Genomic DNA, 18675 nt, shown 5'->3' with positions numbered 1-18675 from the left:
ATTATTTCGAAACAAAGGTGAAAAGAGAATTGACCGGAATCCTGCCCTATTCAGAAGTATCTGTTACAAAATTTATTCCTTTTATTTTTTTAAAAAAATGGGAAATTATGCCAAACAAAGCAGTTTTGATGCTAGCCGAAAGAATTCAAGAGGTATATCCAATAAATCAATCTGCACGAGCGATAGAAGTTCCAGTAAATCCCCCCGAAGTACAGACGCAAGAACCTAACATCAATTGGACGTCACTGCCGAAATACCTTTATTTTCTTGGCGTACTCATTTTTTTAATTCGATTTAACAGAAATTTATTCGTCTTTTTCAAACTTACGAGAAAGTACAGAATTGTTTCCGATGACGGTTGTAAGATCGTTTTATTACCTTATACGACAGGTCCGTTTAGCTTTTTGAACTATGTGTTTATCGCTGATAAAGATTATAATAAAGGGCTTTCCCCCCTTGTTTGGAAACACGAATTGGCTCACGTAAAACAAAAACATAGTATAGATGTACTTTTCTCTGAATTAATGCTATGTTTCAGCTTTTTCAATCCCATCAATTATTTTATCATCCGAGCGATCAAATTAAATCACGAGTATCTTGCAGATGAATATGTTGTCAAAAACAAAGAAGATATTAGCGTTTATCAATATCTATTAACAGGTTTAAAACCGCTTTCATCTGGTCCTTCAATCAGTAGTCAACTTAATTATAAACAGATAAAAAATAGACTAATCATGATGAAAAAAACGGAAAAGAAGAGGAACAAAGTATATATGCTTTCCCTCACATGCGTTCTCTTGGCCGGATCACTGCTCTTATTCAGCAACAAATCCCCTGAAATAACTTCAGAAGTAAGAGTAACGAAACTGGTAGATGAAGATCTGCCAATCAATGTAGAGCAGCAACAAGATACATCGAGAAAAAGAGAAGCTTCAAAAGAACTACTTGATGAGTACGATCGCGCATTCAAAAAATTAACCATTGATCCTAAAACTGGAAAAACAAAACGTTGGGTGAATATGGCTGATGTCGACAGCAGAAGAATGGCCTACATTGCTTCTTTAATGTCTGCTGAGCAAGTGAAACAAAGAACTCACTATGGCGCAAACAATCATCTTGTTTCTCCAGAACCAAAGACATTTATCCTTATGGAAACAAAGCCAGTAAAAAGATCGCCGTCAACAGAACAATGGAAGAAATGGAAGAATGCTTCCGTGTACGGAGTATGGATTGATGGAAAGAAAGTACCGAATACTGCCCTTGATAAATATAAGGCTTCTGATGTTGTACATTATAATGTTAGCAAGCTATATGCAAATGCGAAAAAAGGAAAGTCATACACCCACCAACTTATAATTAATACGGAACCCTACTACAATAAAATTTACGGAAATCGCTTATTCTAAGATCCGAAACGAAAAACTAGGGGCAGGCTTTATGATTGCCCCTTTATTGTGAACTATTGCGATCTAGGCCCACTTCGCTATTAGTCATGGAAAGTTAACTTTCATAAGACATGTTAACCGGATTAGTCTTTGTACCTTTGCATTTCTTATTTATTTGCTGATATGTTTCAAAAGTACAAAGCCAACAAAATTTACTACATGAGCAGCATGGCACTAGCAGGCCCTGTTGTCATATCTCAATTAGGTCATACCCTAGTTCAAACTGCTGACACGATAATCGTTGGCCAATTTGCAGGTACTATATCCTTAGCAGCTGTTTCATTGGTTCACTCCGTATTTATGGTGGTGTTAGTTATTGGATTAGGTATCGCTTACGGCTTGACTCCACATATTGCGCAAGAGAATGGTCGTTCCAATTATGCAGAATGTGCTAAGTTGCTTTCCAATAGCTTTTGGTTAAACTTAATCGCAGGAATTTTATTATTCCTGTTTGTTTATTTTGGGTCAATGTATGCTATGCAACATGCTGATCAAGACCCACAGGTTGTTGAAACAGCAAAGCCGTACTTGCTTATTCTAAGTTTATCCATCCTGCCATTGATGATGTTTAACACCTTTAAACAATTCGCCGAAGGGTTAGGATTCACTAAGCAAGCAATGAACATTACCATATGGGGGAACGTTTTGAACGTTATCTTGGCGATTATTCTCGTCAAAGGTATGTTCGGTATCAAACCCATGGGAGTTGCCGGTGTGGGAATTGCCACGCTTGTAGATCGTGTGTTAATGATGATCGTTATGGCTTGGTATGTTCTGAAGTCAAGTAATTTTAAACGATATATAGAGCATTTCTCTATCCGTTTTATCGATGTAGAGCGTGTTAAGAAAATATTGAAGATTGGTGCTCCTGTCGCAATGCAATATGTTTTCGAAATTGGGGCTTTCGCAGGTGCTGCTTTAATCGCAGGCAAAATTGGAGCATTAGAGCAAGCTGCCCATCAAACAGCAATTACACTTGCTGCAATGACCTATATGATGGCAAGCGGAATTGCATCCGCGGCAACGATTAAAGTTGGTAATAGTTATGGTAACAAGAACTTCTTCAGATTAGAGAAATTCGCAACAGTATCCTACCATCTTGTACTTGTATTTATGATTGTCTGCGCCATCATCTTTGCTGTATTCAATCAATACTTGCCGATGATCATATCTAAAGATATGGACGTTATTGCTCTAGCTGCTCAGTTGTTGATTATCGCCGGGATGTTCCAATTATTTGACGGTACGCAAGTTGTCGGCTTGGGGATCTTAAGAGGAATGGGTGATGTAAACATTCCGACTTTCATTACATTTTTCGCTTACTGGATCATTGGACTCCCAGTAGCCTATTTCCTTGGAGTGAAAACAGGTATCGGCGTTAAAGGTATATGGTATGGACTTACACTCGGTCTACTAACATCTTCAATTCTTCTTTACTTAAGATATAGACATATAATCAAAAGACGAGAAATAGATTTGAATAGAAATATCGCGGCTTAAAAAGCTTGCCAAGGTCGAGCATCGTTCTAGTGAAACATGTTCTTTCATTTCTTGTTCACACAGCATAAACATAAAAAAAGCGTCCTATTTGCATTTAACTATATGCAAATAGGACGCTTTTTTATATAAAGGTAATATGTTTTAAATTTCAGTATTACGTGGGATTCAGACGATTCTATTGATATCCCAATTCTCCAAGTAATCTGCAACTCTGCGAATAAACGATCCGCCCAAAGCACCGTCAATCACACGATGATCATACGACATCGAAAGATACATCATATGACGTATTGCTATCACATCGCCCTGTTCGGTTTCTAATACTGCAGGTTTCTTTTTGATCGTTCCTACGGCAAGAATTGCCGCCTGAGGTTGATTGATAATTGGCATACCAATAATATTACCGAATGCCCCAATATTAGTAAAAGTAAATGTACCTCCTTGTGTATCGTCAGGTTTTAATTTATTTGCTCTAGAACGATTAGCAAGATCATTTACAGAGCGACTAATGCCCGATAAGCTTAATTGATCAACATTCTTGATAACAGGAACAATTAAATTTCCCGTTGGTAGCGCAGCTGCCATTCCTATGTTGATGTTCTTCTTACGGATGATGTTATATCCATCAACAGAAACATTGATGAGAGGAAAGTCTTTAATAGCCTTTGCTATTGCTTCAATAATTAAAGGCGTAAATGTGATATTCTCACCCTCACGCTTTTTATAATCATCTTTAACTTTATTGCGCCAGTTTACAAGACCAGTAACGTCCGCTTCTACCACTGAAAACACGTGTGGAGAAGTCTTCACACTATTTACCATATGATCGGAAATTAGACGACGCATACGATCCATCTCAATAACCTCATCAGTATTGCTTGCTCGAACTACCTGAGCTGCTGGTGTTGGAACTGGAGCTTCAACTGAAGCCGATTTCTCCGAACTATGCTGCTTAGGCTCTAACGCATTTGTGGGGATTTGTCCTGTATTCGTGCGTTGTTGAATAAACTTCAACACATCCTCTTTCGTTACACGACCTTCAGCACCTGTACCAGGAATTGTATCTAACTCCTGCTGACTAATACCTTCATGTTGGGCTATATTTCTCACTAACGGAGAATAGAAGCGAATACCATGTTGCATAGGTTCGCTATTTACGGTTTCATTATGATGTGATTCTTGAATTTGAGAAATACCAGGAATGGATACTTCCTCTGCAGGGATCTCAGTAGCTAGATCCTCGACATTTGACTGCTGAACTTCTTCTTCGGTAACTAATTCCGCAGAAATGTTCTCTACCACTTCTTCTATTTCTTCACCGTCGACTTCAATAAGGGCAATAACATCGCCAACTTGAATTACTTGATTCTCTTCGAACAATCGCTCTTTTAATCTACCAGAAACTGGCGAAGGCACCTCAGAATCAACTTTATCCGTCGCAATTTCGGCTACTGCATCGTCTTCATTAATCTGATCTCCAACTTGTTTTAACCAATTGGTCAACGTAGCTTCAGACACGCTTTCCCCCATTTTTGGGAGTAAAAGTTTATATATAGCCATCTATTATTATTTCGATTGTTTGAAATACTAAGTTACTTATTAATACTAAACTATCAAGTAAACAGAATTAGATATTTTCCAAATACCGATGTTTAAAATATAATTTTGTTAAATGCCTTTTTCTTTTTGAAATAAATTCCACAACATCAGCAAAGATTGAGCTGTTGTTCGCTCGATATTGAGAATCCGATCCTGATGGAACTGAAACAATTTTGTTTTTACTTCTGTTTTTCCCGCGATAGCAACCCAAACGGTGCCCACAGGCTTTTCTTCCGTTCCGCCGCCCGGTCCAGCAATACCACTCGTCGCAATGGCGTAGCTCGCACCTAATTGCTTTTGTGCTCCACGAGCCATTTGAATAACCGTCTCCTCACTGACTGCTCCATATTGCGCTAAGACCGAATGTTCCACATGCAACAAATGCTCTTTTGCTTGGTTTGCATATGCGACGATACCACCCTGGAACATTGCGCTTGCACCAGCAATCTCTGTAATCTGCTTCGCAACATTTCCTCCCGTACAACTTTCAGCCGTCGCTAAAGTCTCTTTAGATTCTACGAATGATCGGACAATAGCTTCTTCAAAACTAATATCATCGTGAGCAACAACCGCATCGCCAACACGATTAATCAATAATTTTGCATAATGATCTAATTCCTCTTCCAATTGAACCATATCCGATCCGCTTGCAGATATTCGCAGACGGACTAAGCCGATCTTTGGGAGATAAGCTAAATGTATATGTGGAGGAAAGGCATCTTCAATATCAGCAATCTGCTCCGCCAAATGTGACTCTCCAATCCCTACTGTTAAGATATAACGAATCGCGATCTTCTCTTGGCTATTGAACTCCTGAAGCTTAGGCAGAACACGGTGGCTCATCAGATTCTTCATCTCGAAAGGAACCCCCGGTAGAAAGACATAAACTTTACCTTCATGAGCTACCCATATACCTGGTGCTGTGCCCCAATCATTGAATAGGACTTCCCCATTTGATAAAACATCCGCTTGTCCTAAATTAATATCAGGCATCGTTCTGTTAAACTTCTCAAAAATTCCACGAACATGCGTTAACACACCTTCATTTCGGACTAAGCTAGTTTGAAAGAATTTCGCAGCAGTTAGCTTGGTAATATCATCCTTTGTTGGGCCTAAGCCACCTGTACAGATGATTAAATCCGCACGCTGCGTTGCATTACTTAGTGCTTCTAAGATATGCTCTTCGCGATCAGAAATAGAGGTGATTTGTGCTATTTGGATTTGCAAGGACAATAAGGCTTGTGCCATCCATGCCGAATTGGTATCGACAATTTGCCCTAGCAAAATTTCATCACCGGTGGTAATAATCTCTGCTTTCATGGCATATTGGTTTTAAGTGATTAATAGGTAAAGTGACTGTTACGCTTTGTTAATTTCAAATCTTGAAGTATCGAAGCTTTCGCTCGAATGGTCACGTTAAAACTCTTATAACGTCCGAATGGCACCCAGCCAACAGACATATCCCAACAGTGAAGATCCCGATAAATACTTATTTGCGACATCGATGATTCCATACGCACAAAGTCAAATCCAGTATTAAATTGAACTTTCCACTTCGGTGTCATGTTAAAATCACCATGTAAATTGACTGTACTCGTAATGTTCGGTTTCATTTCCTGCAAATCACGATCAAATATCGTTGAATAATTGAAACTGAAGGAACCCGATAAGTTCCATGGAATATTGAAATCGACAAAGGCATTAGGATCCGTACTAATACGTGCAAGTGCCTGCGTTTGCTCATCCGTCATCGCCGGCATACTGTTACGTAATGAATCAATATTATTGTTTCTACTTTTCGATGCTTTAGGGTTGAAACTGTAGTCAAACGATAAACCGAAGTTTGTTAAACGCGCTAACTTTCCGTCTTTCACCATATAGCGATCAATTCGTTGCCCCGAGTACTTATCGTAGCTATACGGATCAAAACTACCGTTAAAATTGATATTAATCTTCTGATCGAATAATGAGGTTCTTCCCGAAAAACTAATCGGTGATAACTTTAATGAATCGGCTGCAACATTGTAATTTCCACTGAAAGTTAAGCCTTGAATCAATGGAATCTTCTTAACCCCTGTACCGGTCGAATCTTTGTCGTCACGAATCTTAGCCTCTAACGTATTATCAATTGAGAAACCAATACCCATTGATTTACCCATCGATGGAGATCCGTAAATCGCGTTTTCAAAAATTGAATACCTTCTGTAGGCACCATTCTCATCCGTATAGTCCTTATAAATGCCAAACTTCTCAGCACCAAAATCTGGACGATAATTCACGTTGATGGAAGGCGTCATCACATGTCGCATCTGCTGAATCTTACCTATACCACGTTTATAGTTACCGTATATTTTCGTTGATAATCCACTAGATACCGAATAATCATAAGCACGTTTAAAACCTTGAATCGTATCCTTTACAGTAGAGTAACCATTTATTTCATTAACTAAACGATTCTCGATAGATTGAAAATACCAACGCTCTGTATAATTCATCGAAGTATTAAACTGGAAATACTTTAATACATTCAAACTTAAGCTAACTGGGATGTTATGTTGGAAACCATTCGTAAATTGTCCAAAGAAATTATTCTTAAACAAGATGGAATCTTTAGTAGATACAAAGTTTCTAGCTTGCAAGCTATACCCAACAGTAATACGTTGATACCACTTTTGTTCCCCTATACGGTCTTTTGAATCGAACGGGTTGAATGTCGAAACGTTCAAACTGATCTGAGGTAACTCTAACGAGATATCGCCCGTTGCCAAGTTTTGATCATGGCGCAAGCTGGACGTGAAATTAATTTTCCCATCAGAGAAAACCTTTCCATAAGCAATGGAAGAGTTCATTCGGTTGTTGGTAATTTGACTGATATCGTATGTACCATTCGCCGCAGTATTTCTAAAATATGAACTTGTACCAAAGTTTACTGATGCTGTAAATGATGTTCCAGGATTTGCTTCTTGACGTTGTGTATGATTCCATGTTACGTTGAAATCCTTATTTCGTCCAAAGTTCTGAGTACCCTCTACCCCACTTACCGTAGAGCCGTAACGTAAAGCAAAGTTACCATTGTACTTATAGTTTACCATATACTGCGTACGCATACTCGCTTCCCAAGAACCTTTTGAATATAAGTTCCCGCGAAATTCGGTGTCCCAATAATCGTTGAACGTCAAATACCATCCTAAATCACGCATAGAGAATCCACGCGCAGCATCTTCACCAAAAGAAGGAAATAGGAAACCACTACTCTTTTTATCTTGTTTAGGGAAGAACCCGAAAGGAATAGCAAGAAATTTCAATGGAATATTCTCTACCACCAAATAAGAAGGTCCTGCAATAATTTGTTTGTCGGTAATTACGCCCTTCGAAATTTGAATACCAAAGTGCGTATGCGGATAAGGAAGATTACATGTACTGTATAAGCCTTTGTAAAGTGAGGTCTCATCATAGATGTTCTTTCGCACTTCACGCGCTTGTATAAATGCGCCATCAACCTCTGTCATTACGCCAAAGGTTTTAGGAATTTGACTTTTATAATTATAGAGCAAGGAGTCAACAGCAATTGGCCCCTCACCTGGCATAATAACAACCGGGCGCCCGACATACTTGCCATTGTGGTCTATTACTCCAGAAGCAAATAAAACATTGGTATTACGATCTAAGCGGATATAATCGGCGGCCAATTCAAAGTTTTGATACTTTACTTTTGCCCCCTTAAATAGGTGAAGTATATTTTTACTTACCTCATTCCATGAAGAGTCATTCGCGACAATGCTTACCGTTGTTTCTAGACCCGAACTATCTTTCATGACGACAGTATCCTGCCCTGTCACTTCCCGAAAGTTATTTTTACTACTATCTTGCGTTAATAAAGTTGAATCTTGTAGCTTTTTAGAGGTATCTTGTGTAACGGTAGCTCGTTTCAATGTAGTCTCTTCCTGTGCCTGTAAGGAGGCCACTCCGGCTAAAAGAAAAAACAGGATATGGAAAAAACAACTTAAAGCCTTCAAAATGAATTATGAATGTTATTTTTGTGCTAATTTTAAACTCTTGTTGGCAAAAATAGTCAAAAATCCATTACTTAAGTGAGGATTTCGACAAACTTAATCATATTTAACAATTTGTGAGTTTGAAAGGCGTTGATAGATAATATAATTTGAAAATAGTGATGAATTCTAGGAAATCAACCAAATTAGTATTAGCAATTATTGGAATTGCTGCCCCCTTATTTTTAATCGGAAATTACACAGGTTATTCCAAGTCGGATTTGGAACCGCAACAAGTGGCAAATAATAAAACTTTCAAGCTTGTCGTTATTGACCCGGGACATGGTGGTAAACTACCTGGCGCTTATGGTAAGAACTCTGCGGAAAAAGATATTGTCTTGCAAGTTTCATTGAAATTAAAAGAAGCTATCGAAAAAGAACTCCCTGGCGTGAAAGCAATTCTTACTCGCGAATCGGATATAGATGTTCCTTTTCACGAGCGTTCGAATATTGCTAATCGTAATCATGCGGATCTATTTATTTCCATTCATTGTAATTCTGCGAATTCAGACCAACGTGTAAAAGGTAAAAACGGCCGATACAGCACCCGAACGATTTATCGTCCTGGCGTTTCTGGTACGGAGACCTTTGTTTGTGGTTACAATAGATTACAACGTGGAGAGTCAGATGTCGCCATGCGAGAAAATGCCGATATCTTAATGGAAGAAAACTATCAAGAGAATTATAATGGGTTTGATCCTAATGACCCCTCTTCTTATATTATCTTCTCCTTGTTAAAAAGGACTTATAGAGAAAAAAGCATTAAATTTGCATCGTACGTTCAAAATGAATACGTCGGCAAAGGACGTCTTGACCGTGGCGTGCAAGAATTATCACTAGCTGTTTTAGCGGGCGCAAGTATGCCAGCTGTCTTAACTGAAATTGGCTTTATTAGCAACCCTGATGAAGAGAGTTACATGCTCTCGGAGGTTGGACAAGCAGAAATTGTAAAGAATTTGGTAGATGCTATCAGACGTTACAAACAAGGAAATGAGGCAATTGCGCAGCAATAGGTTAGACAATCGGAAGTAAGTTTAAATATATTTTGAAAAACAAAAGTAAACACAGACAATTTTGGACAAAGGGAATGCAAATCGCACTTTGTCTTATTGTATTAGCATTAGCAAGTTTTAAACCTGCCGACCATCAAGGTGCCAACGGCGGTAATGGTAAAATTAAAGTAATCGTTCTTGATCCTGGACATGGAGGTAATGATTCAGGTGCAGTAGGACGACAATCAAAAGAGAAAGATATTGCCCTCCAAGTCGCTTTGAAATTGGGGAAGAAAATACAAAAAGAGTTACCTGGAGTAAAAGTCATTTATACCCGTACAACTGACGTTTATCCTAAATTATACGAACGCCCCGCCCTCGCTAATAAAAATCATGCAGATCTATTTATCTCTATTCACTGTAACTCTGGAGGCTCCAGCAGTAGACGTGTAAAAAATAGTAGAGGACGTTATGTGACGCAGCGATCGTTAAATACCTCGGCAAAAGGAACTGAGACCTTGGTGCTCGGATTTAGCCGTACAGGTGATCAAGACGTCGCGATTCGAGAAAATGCATCCATCCTAATGGAGGACAACTATGAGCAAAACTATGGTGGTTTTGACCCTAAGGATCCATCCTCTTATATCGTATTCTCCTTAATGAAACGTAAATTTCGAGAAGGAAGCATTAAACTTGCGGCCTATATGCAAGATCAATTTGCAGCCTCTAGTCGTGTAGATCGCGGAGTAAAGGAACAGTCTCTTGCTGTACTTGCGACTGCCGGTATGCCAGCTGTACTGACTGAGATTGGTTTCATTTCAAATCCTGATGAAGAACGCTTTATGATGTCTGCTGATGGTCAAGCATCTATAGTCGATGACTTGTTCAATGCTATAAATACCTACAGAAAAAACGTAGAAAGATAAACTTTTTCTTAAATTGGGGATTATATAGTAGGTAGAATAACTTAATTAGGAATATTTTGAAAATATCTAACGAAACAAAAGTCGGTGCTTTAACAAGTATTGCAATCGCTATTTTATTTATTGGCTATAGCTTTTTGAAAGGCAACAATGTCTTCAGTAGTGACAATACGTTTTATACCGAATATGATAATGTAGATGGATTAGCGGTATCCAAACCCGTTTTAGTATCCGGATTCCAAATTGGTCGTGTCTCCAAATTAACTCTACAACCTACTGGAAAAATACGCACAGAGTTTAAAATAAATGACGATTATGCGATCCCTTCGAATACAGTGGCGCGAATAGTCAGTGCCGATTTATTAGGTAGCAAAGCTATTGTTTTTGAACTTGGCAACAGTACGACCATGGCAAGAAGTGGAGATCCTTTACTTTCGGATGTACAAGCGAACCTAATGGAAAAGGTAGAGCCATTACAGAAAAAGATAGAAAACTTAGTGGAGAAACTAGACTCGGTTCTTTCCGGCGTAAACTCTGTACTGGATGACGGCTTTCAACGTGACTTTAAGAGTAGCGTCCATAGTATCTCGATTTCGTTGAAGAATCTAGAGAAGATTACGAGTGACGTAGATGGGCTTATGGGATCAGAGAAAAACAGATTAGCGAATATCATGTCGAATCTGGAATCGATCACGACCAACTTCAAAAATAACAATGCGAAGATCAACAGTATCCTGGGTAACTTGGATAGCTTGTCATCAGATCTATCAAAAACTGAAATTAAAGCAACAATCGACAATGCCAATCAGGCTATGCGCGACGTACAAGCGATTACAAACAAGATTAATTCTGGAGAAGGTTCAATTGGCTTATTAATCCATGATGAAAAGCTTTATAATAATCTAACTAATGCATCTCAAAACTTAGATGAATTGGTACATGATTTGAAAACAAACCCAGGAAAATACTTGAAGATCTCAATCTTCGGAAAGAAAGACACTAAATAATAAGAAAAGGGGCAATCTATTCGATTGCCCCTTTTTTATATCAATTATTTGCGACGGATGAGGTCGCTTTTTTTATGCTATTTCAACGTTTCGGATAACCAGCCGAAAAACTCTCTTTGCCATACTTGTGCATTGTGACCTGAGAGCACCCAGTGATTCTCTTCCGGTAGATAAACTAGTCTACTTTTCACCCCTTTCAATTGAGCTGCTTGAAAAGCCTCTAAACCCTGTCCAATTGGAACGCGATAATCCTTACCTCCTTGAAAAATTAAGATCGGTGTATTCCATTTGTCAATATGCTTAATTGGATTAAACTCATTGTATGATTTGCTATTATTTTTGTCCCAGTAAGCACCAATGTCATGATTAGCAAAGAATAATTCTTCAGTTGTTCCATACCAAGAAGTCATGTCAAATAGACCACAGTGTGATATTAATGATTTAAACCTTCCTTCATGAACTCCAGCTAACATAAAAACTGAATATCCACCGTAACTAGCGCCAACGGCTGCAATGTTAGATTTATCAACATAAGACTCTGTAGAAAGATCGTCAATAGCCGACAAATAGTCTCTTATCGATTGGCCACCCCAGTCTTTAGAGATTTGTTCATTCCACTTAACTCCCCATCCTGGCATACCGCGACGATTCGGCGCGATAACAATGTAACCTTGGGAAGCCATTAATTGGAAATTCCAACGGAAAGAATAAGATTGTGTGGTCGCCGCTTGTGGACCACCTTGACAGAATAATAATACAGGATATTTTTTCGTCGGATCAAAATCAGGAGGATATATAACCCACGAGAATAAATCCAATCCATCTGTTGCTTTGGTTACGCGACTTTCCACTTTCGTATCCGCGATTTGGCTGTACATGGCATCATTGACATGAGTAATCGCCTTAATCGATTTATTTTTGAAATTATAATCAAACACTTCCGCCGCACGTGTCATTTTTGTGGAGGTAACAATTAAGCCAGTCGATGTTTCTCCAACAATCCCCGCAATATCAAAATCACCATCCGAAATCTGAGTTATCTTAGGCAATACTTTTGACCATACTCCCTTAGCCACATTGATTTCAAAAAGCTGTACAGTCCCCTTAGATGGTGCGACAAAGAAAATCTTCTTATTATCCTTACTCCAAATAAAGGAATTAACTGTTCCATCCCAATGTGCTGTTAAGTTTACTTTTCGACCCGAACTCGCTTCCATAAGGATGATATCATTCTTATCCGCTTCAAAGCCATCAGTCTTCATGCTCAACCAACTCAGTATCTTACCATCCTTGCTAAGCGAAGGATTCGTATCATAACCACTCATACCTTCCGTAAGATTACGTGTCTCTCCAGTGGCAATATCATACTGATATAAATCAGTATTAGTACTCTGAGCATAATCATTTCCAAATCGCTTCTTAGCGACATAGATGACAGATCGGCTATCTGCAGTCCAAATAAAATCTTCCGAGCCACCAAATGGCATTTGCGGAGAGTAAAAAGGCTCACCTTCCATGATGTCTTTAGGTTCTCCTATCTTACCATCGGTATAACTTGCAATAAACGGATGGTTAAAACGACCATCATTCCAAGTATCCCAATGACGATAATCCAAATTATCATAGATATAAACATTGGATTTACCTAGATCGGAATATTTATCAACAGAGTGGTAGGGCTTTAATAGCACGGCTTTGCTGAACAAAATCGACTTCCCGTCTGGAGCGATCTTCACATTCTCTAATCCACCTTCGTAATCTGTCAACTGTTTTGAATCGCTACCATTCAGATTTTTTTGCCAAATCTGCCCCTTGAACATGTATAATACATTTCCATTCTCATCTATTGTCAAAACCGTCTCTCCACCCGCATCACTAGTAAATTGTCGAACTTTCCCTCCCTTTACCGGAACAACAAACAAATTCTTTTCGGATTTATTTTCATCGAACTGATAGTTGGAGACGCCATAGATAAGCTGTGTCCCGTCGGCCGATAAACCTTCAGCACTTACTCTACCCAATTCCCATAAGGCCTTTGGGCTAAGCGGAGTACCTCCGTTTATTGTCTTTACGCGATTTTCAATCTGTGGCCTCTCCACTTTCTGTGGAACTTCTTTACCTTGTGCAACAACCATATTATTGATCAATAAGAGTGCTCCAATACATGATAATCTCATCATCTTATTCTCTTTTTTTGAGCCAATTTACTAAAGTTGTGAGGTATTGCGAAATTCCAAATCTTTTTCAATGCCTTACTGAGGTTAGTAATAACCAAATACTCGTTAAATACATAAGCATTGATTCCCTTTTTAATTTGATCATCTTTTATCGAATTGGTACCAGTCAATCTTGGTTGATAAGCGCATTAAAGCCGCCAATATGATAAACACACCTACCGTTCCCACGATTAAAGAATAGTCGCGCAACTGCATCAAAATATAAATAAACGAATAGAATAGGGATAGTATCGCACCAAATAACAGCGCCGACTTCATATTTTTTGTAATCGCCTTGACAAAGGAAGCTATCAATACAATGGTTGCAATCGCGGCCAGTAAGTAGGCAACATTAAACCCTAAATGTTCTGAAATTGCCAACAACAAAGCGTAAAACAGAACCATCGCGAAACCAATCAGTACATATTGTATGATATGCACACGTTGCTTCTTGATAATTTCCATGAAAAGTAGCGAAACAAAGGTTAATGCAATGACTAAAATCCCGTATTTCGTTACGCGCGTAGTCTTCTGATAATTGTTTACTGAAGGTAAGAAATTTATTTGAACCATGTCGTAATCAGAACTAGTCAATTCCGAACTTCCGTCTGACGTTGAAGCCGATACTGGCTCTGGAATATAATCAGAAGGGTACGTATCGGACGCATTATCCTCATTATTCAATTCTAAACCTTGAAATTGATATACGAACTGCTGAGCGCCCTCCCATTGCTGAGGCAACTTACGAGCAAATGATGGGATACTCCAATTGGCAGCAAACGAATGCTCTGTAACCTCACGATTTTCCGGTAAATGCCCTCCGTTAAAACTAGGATTGCCCCAATCACCTTTCACTTCTATATGTGATTGTTTTGCCAATGGTAGGAAATTTAAAGATTTTGAACCTCGGATGTTAAATTCTATTTCGAACGCTTTGTTTAAGTCATCATTTCCCGTCAACCCTAAATCAACAATCAAATTTTCAACATAAGGTCTTAATTCATAAGAACTCTTGGAAAGCTCCAAACTTTTTCCTGCCCAATTCAATTTAGGATTAGCGGTCAATCCTTTCACATCTTGAATCCCAAACAACAATTTTGCTTCTTCCCAACGCAGCTTTTCCTGCGGAACCTTTAATTTGGAAAGCTCGAAACCTAAAAACTTACCCGTAATTTTAACCTTTGAGTTATAAACGACCGCTTGATAAATCCCGCGATTCAAGGGTTCTGGACTAACCTCTGCTTGAGTCTTCATTTCTTCGGGTAACAACTGTGCCCAACGTGTCACTACTGTTTTTACGACTTGCTTTACCCCATCGGAGGACTCTTGAATTACTTCCTTGACCTCATCGTAGGGTACTGCGATAATTGGGCTAACGATTACCTGATCTTTCCCCCATTTATCTGCAATTTCATTAGATACTCTTTGTTCGCGATATTTACGTTCAGAGATCAACTCATTTATTAAATTCATTGGAATTAATAAAATGATAGTTAGAAAAAAGATTACTCCAAATTTTAAAACGACAGATCCCGTAACTTTTTCATAAAGTGATTTATTCACAGGGCCTTCTTGTTGTGTATTTTCCATGATGTATTTATTTTAAGATTAGAATGTTAGTTTTTTCAGCAAATGCGCGCTGTAAATTATAAAGAGGTTCATTTAAATAGTTTTTAAACTCTAAATGATAGAATGACCACATACGTTTGCCTTTGTTAAAAGAGCTCCAGTAATAATTGGAATGCTCCGGAAAAAGAAAACTGCCAATCAATACCATAGCGAGCAAATACAAACTCAACTTACCATTGCCAAGTAATAGGTACTGCATGGCAATTTCATCTTTGATTTCTGTCCCTGTTCCTGTCAGTAAATGGAAAACATCATGGTTCTCCAACTTCGGCATCACATCGAAGCCTTTTTCCTGATAAAAAGCAGCTAAAGATGCTCCAAGGCTACCCGAAGGATATTGGTTAAATGCTTCTTTGCTAATTCCCCAAGCCTGTTTATGCGGCTTAAACAAGTTGGCGTAAAGCCTGCTTGACCCATTATAGAGGTAAAGCATAAATTTTAAACGAAGTCCTCTCATATTTTTGTTTTTTTTATAACTAAAAGTACTTTGTGTTTCAAAGTAATTGGACAAAAAAAATTATGTATACTGTTGCTTGATTATTTGCTCAAGCGCAATTAAATGATTTTCAAAAGCTTGCTGACCCTTTTCAGTCTTGTTATAGCGTGTATTGGGTTTCCGATCGATGAAAGTCTTCGTTACCGTAATATACCCCTCCTTCTCCAAACTTTTCAAGTTCGACGCTAGATTCCCATCCGTCACCGCTAACAATTCTTTAAAAGAATTAAAGTCATAGAATTCATTCGCCATCAATATTCCCATAATTTGAAGACGAACTCTATTCTCTAAAACCTTATCATATAACGTTAAATCCAAACTCACTTTTCGTATTTTTTATGAACGATTAGACCGTAAACAATGTGTAAAACCCCGAATCCTATGGACCAAAACCAAATACCATAACCAGGAAACGCCAAAGCTAACAAGCCTAATAGAATTTCCAAAATTCCCAATACTCGAACTTCAGAAAAAGTAAAGACGGATGCGGCTGCCAATGCAAGTCCATAAAATATTAATAAACTAGACGCAACCAAGGAATAATCACCGCGATAAATTAATATTAAGCTAAACAAACCACCTGTTGCTAAAGGAATCGACATCGCCTTCGCCAAGGCTTTGCTCGTTGGATTCCATATGGTCTGTCCAATTTTCTTCGCTTTTGTCTTTGCCATCCAAACACCTGTCACAACAGAAACCAATAAAACAAGCACCGCAATAACAACTAATTTCCAAAGAACTTGATCGTCGAGAACATAATGATCGCGATATCCAAATTCGCTCTTCGTACCATATACTATATAGTATCCGGCGGCTGCTCCTATTAATGCAACACATCCAATCAATACCCCAGAGAGGCCATTTATCGACATAAACTTCGAGGAACGCTCCATCATCGAGCGAATTTGTCCTATATCTTTTAGTATATCTTGATGATTCATAAAAGTACTTTGTTTTTCAAAGTAATGTAGAAAAAAGCATATCACAAAATATTTTTTCAAAAATTTTTCGAAAATCAGGTTAATTCAGCATCCTTATTTACTTAAGCGGCCACATATCAATGAATAGATTGATAGAAATCTCGCCTAAATCCTTTCACAAAACCGTGTGTTATCAAGAAATGTTAACAAAAAACCAGGTCTATTTTCCCTCCAATTGTTGATAATTCCATAAAAACATAAGCTTATAATATAGTAAATACGTTTTTATGAAAATTTACTAGGTTACTAAACAAAGAGTTACACAAAAGCTTTAAAAAAAAGAGTAGAAAACTCTTGACATATATAGGTTTGGTTTCTATCTTTGTGGCTCAATAAAATCCTAACTGCGGAAGTGGCGTAATTGGTAGCCGCACCAGACTTAGGATCTGGCGCCGCGAGGCGTGGGGGTTCGAGTCCCTTCTTCCGCACTTGATATCCTCCCGTAAGTAATCTCTCGGGAGGATTTTTTTTATTATTGCGAAAAGCTAAAAGATGAGTATGAATATTTCACACCAAAACATTGACGACATCAACGCAAAGATCCAAGTGGAGATTGCTCCAGCGGATTACAACCCACAAGTTGATAAAGCAATTAAAGACCAAGCAAAAAAAGCTAAGCTACCAGGATTCCGTCCAGGAATGGTACCTGTAGGACATATCAAACGTATGTACGGAAAATCAATCTTATTTGATGAGATCAATAGAATCATCAATGATAAGATTGCTGAATACATTGGCGAGCAAAAATTAGAAGTTCTTGGTCAACCTCTTCCTGTTGAAGAAGAAAATGAAACGCAATACAATTGGGATTATAACGATACTTTCAATTTCAACTATGAAATTGGTATAGCGCCTAATTTCGACGTTCCATTCTCAGCAGAAACTGAATTTATTGAATACGACATTAAAGCTGACGAAGCTACTTTAGCAGAACGTATCAAAAACTTACGTCGTAGCTATGGTAAAATGACTAACCCAGAAGTTTCTGAGGAAGGTGATGTATTATATGCTGCTTTAAAGCAAGAAAAAGAAGAAGGAATTGAAAAAACAACTTCAATTCGTACAGATATCATCGAAGATGCGAAGATTAAAAAATCTTTAGTAGGCTTGAAAAAAGATGATTCAGTTAAAATCGACGTTGCTAAAGCATTCAAAGTAGCTGACTTAGCACGCATCTTAGGTATCACTGAAGATGAAGCTGAGAACTTAGACGTTACAAAATTTGAATTGACTGTTAAAAACATCAACAGATTAGAGGAGTCAGACTTGAACCAAGAGTTCTTCGACAAATTATTCCCTGCAGGTGAAGTAACAACAGAAGCGCAATTCAACGAAAAAGTAACCGAAGAAGTAGAAAACTTATTCAAACAAAACTCCGCTCAAAAGTTACGTAACGACATGTATACTTTCGGAATGGATAAAGTTGACGCTAAATTCCCTGAAGAATTCTTGAAAAGATGGTTAAAGGCTACAAACCCTAACTTATCTGCTGAAGAAATCGAAGAAGGTTTTGCTGATTTCATTAGCAACTTGAAATGGACGATCATTGAAAATAGAATCGTTACAGCAAATAACCTTGAAGTAAAATATGATGAAGTAGTTGAATTAGCGAAAGAACGTATCTACGCTCAAATCAAAATGTACAACATCAACGAAGAGCCTACTGACGAGCAATTACAACAATTCGCAATGCAGTTATTATCTGACAGAGAACAAGCAAATCGCTTATTCGAAGAGGTAAAAGCTCTTAAAGTTTTTGATCAATTGAAATCAACTGTAAAGTTAAAATCTAAAAAGATTGATTTCGACAAATTCGAAAAACTAGAAAAATAGAAG

14 protein-coding genes and 1 tRNA gene are annotated in these 18675 nt (G+C 38.1%); 7 read left to right on the top strand and 8 right to left on the bottom strand.

Annotation, left to right across the window (positions count from 1 at the left end):
- Window positions 1–107 precede the first annotated feature (107 nt).
- The gene (locus GFH32_RS04180) at window positions 108–1406 is read left to right on the top strand and encodes a M56 family metallopeptidase (protein ID WP_228384214.1); all 1299 of its coding nucleotides are present in this window, start codon (window positions 108–110) and stop codon (window positions 1404–1406) included.
- A 198-nt stretch (window positions 1407–1604) separates the two neighbouring features.
- The gene (locus GFH32_RS04175) at window positions 1605–2945 is read left to right on the top strand and encodes an MATE family efflux transporter (protein ID WP_228384213.1); all 1341 of its coding nucleotides are present in this window, start codon (window positions 1605–1607) and stop codon (window positions 2943–2945) included.
- A gap of 165 nt (window positions 2946–3110) precedes the next feature.
- Here the strand turns inward: GFH32_RS04175 and GFH32_RS04170 are convergent, their stop codons facing one another.
- The 3 genes from GFH32_RS04170 to GFH32_RS04160 form a co-directional block, all read right to left on the bottom strand.
- Window positions 3111–4505 (bottom strand): dihydrolipoamide acetyltransferase family protein, encoded by a 1395-nt coding sequence (locus tag GFH32_RS04170; protein WP_153509877.1) that lies wholly within the window; start codon window positions 4503–4505, stop codon window positions 3111–3113.
- Window positions 4506–4613: 108 nt separating this feature from the next.
- The gene (locus GFH32_RS04165) at window positions 4614–5864 is read right to left on the bottom strand and encodes a competence/damage-inducible protein A (RefSeq protein ID WP_153509876.1); all 1251 of its coding nucleotides are present in this window, start codon (window positions 5862–5864) and stop codon (window positions 4614–4616) included.
- Between the two features lie 20 nt (window positions 5865–5884).
- Window positions 5885–8509: a putative LPS assembly protein LptD gene (locus GFH32_RS04160; protein ID WP_153509875.1), complete on the bottom strand. Its 2625-nt coding sequence runs from the start codon at window positions 8507–8509 to the stop codon at window positions 5885–5887.
- Between the two features lie 209 nt (window positions 8510–8718).
- On the opposite strand from GFH32_RS04160, the gene GFH32_RS04155 reads away from it, so the two are divergent.
- From GFH32_RS04155 to GFH32_RS04145, 3 genes are all read left to right on the top strand, one after another.
- Complete coding sequence (locus GFH32_RS04155) at window positions 8719–9609, top strand: N-acetylmuramoyl-L-alanine amidase family protein (RefSeq protein WP_153509874.1); 891 nt, start codon at window positions 8719–8721, stop codon at window positions 9607–9609.
- Between the two features lie 74 nt (window positions 9610–9683).
- On the top strand, window positions 9684–10514 hold the full coding sequence (locus GFH32_RS04150) for an N-acetylmuramoyl-L-alanine amidase family protein (RefSeq protein ID WP_153509873.1): 831 nt from the start codon (window positions 9684–9686) through the stop codon (window positions 10512–10514).
- A gap of 56 nt (window positions 10515–10570) precedes the next feature.
- The gene (locus tag GFH32_RS04145) at window positions 10571–11518 is read left to right on the top strand and encodes an MlaD family protein (RefSeq protein ID WP_153509872.1); all 948 of its coding nucleotides are present in this window, start codon (window positions 10571–10573) and stop codon (window positions 11516–11518) included.
- A gap of 77 nt (window positions 11519–11595) precedes the next feature.
- Here the strand turns inward: GFH32_RS04145 and GFH32_RS04140 are convergent, their stop codons facing one another.
- The 5 genes from GFH32_RS04140 to GFH32_RS04120 all read right to left on the bottom strand — a co-directional run bounded on the left by GFH32_RS04140 (window position 11596) and on the right by GFH32_RS04120 (window position 16800).
- Window positions 11596–13698 carry a S9 family peptidase gene (locus GFH32_RS04140; protein ID WP_153509871.1) on the bottom strand — a complete coding sequence of 701 codons (2103 nt, stop codon included), beginning with the start codon at window positions 13696–13698 and terminating at the stop codon, window positions 11596–11598.
- 138 nt (window positions 13699–13836) lie between these two features.
- Window positions 13837–15324 (bottom strand): cell envelope integrity protein CreD, encoded by a 1488-nt coding sequence (gene creD, locus GFH32_RS04135; RefSeq protein WP_153509870.1) that lies wholly within the window; start codon window positions 15322–15324, stop codon window positions 13837–13839.
- Window positions 15325–15331: 7 nt separating this feature from the next.
- On the bottom strand, window positions 15332–15820 hold the full coding sequence (locus tag GFH32_RS04130) for a Coq4 family protein (RefSeq protein ID WP_153509869.1): 489 nt from the start codon (window positions 15818–15820) through the stop codon (window positions 15332–15334).
- 60 nt (window positions 15821–15880) lie between these two features.
- Window positions 15881–16183, bottom strand: a complete 303-nt coding sequence (locus GFH32_RS04125) for a winged helix-turn-helix domain-containing protein (protein ID WP_153509868.1) — start codon at window positions 16181–16183, stop codon at window positions 15881–15883.
- The gene (locus tag GFH32_RS04120) at window positions 16180–16800 is read right to left on the bottom strand and encodes a hypothetical protein (RefSeq protein ID WP_153509867.1); all 621 of its coding nucleotides are present in this window, start codon (window positions 16798–16800) and stop codon (window positions 16180–16182) included. The genes GFH32_RS04125 and GFH32_RS04120 overlap by 4 nt, the downstream gene beginning before the upstream one ends.
- Before the next feature lie 385 nt (window positions 16801–17185).
- Here GFH32_RS04120 and GFH32_RS04115 point away from each other — a divergent pair.
- Window positions 17186–17267 (top strand) — tRNA-Leu (locus tag GFH32_RS04115).
- Window positions 17268–17337: 70 nt separating this feature from the next.
- Complete coding sequence (locus tag GFH32_RS04110) at window positions 17338–18672, top strand: trigger factor (protein WP_153512995.1); 1335 nt, start codon at window positions 17338–17340, stop codon at window positions 18670–18672.
- Window positions 18673–18675 lie beyond the last annotated feature (3 nt).

Source organism: Sphingobacteruim zhuxiongii (genome assembly GCF_009557615.1).
Lineage (GTDB): Bacteria > Bacteroidota > Bacteroidia > Sphingobacteriales > Sphingobacteriaceae > Sphingobacterium > Sphingobacterium zhuxiongii.
Note: the sequence above shows the minus strand (reverse complement) of the source record. Positions and strands in the feature narration are given on the sequence as shown.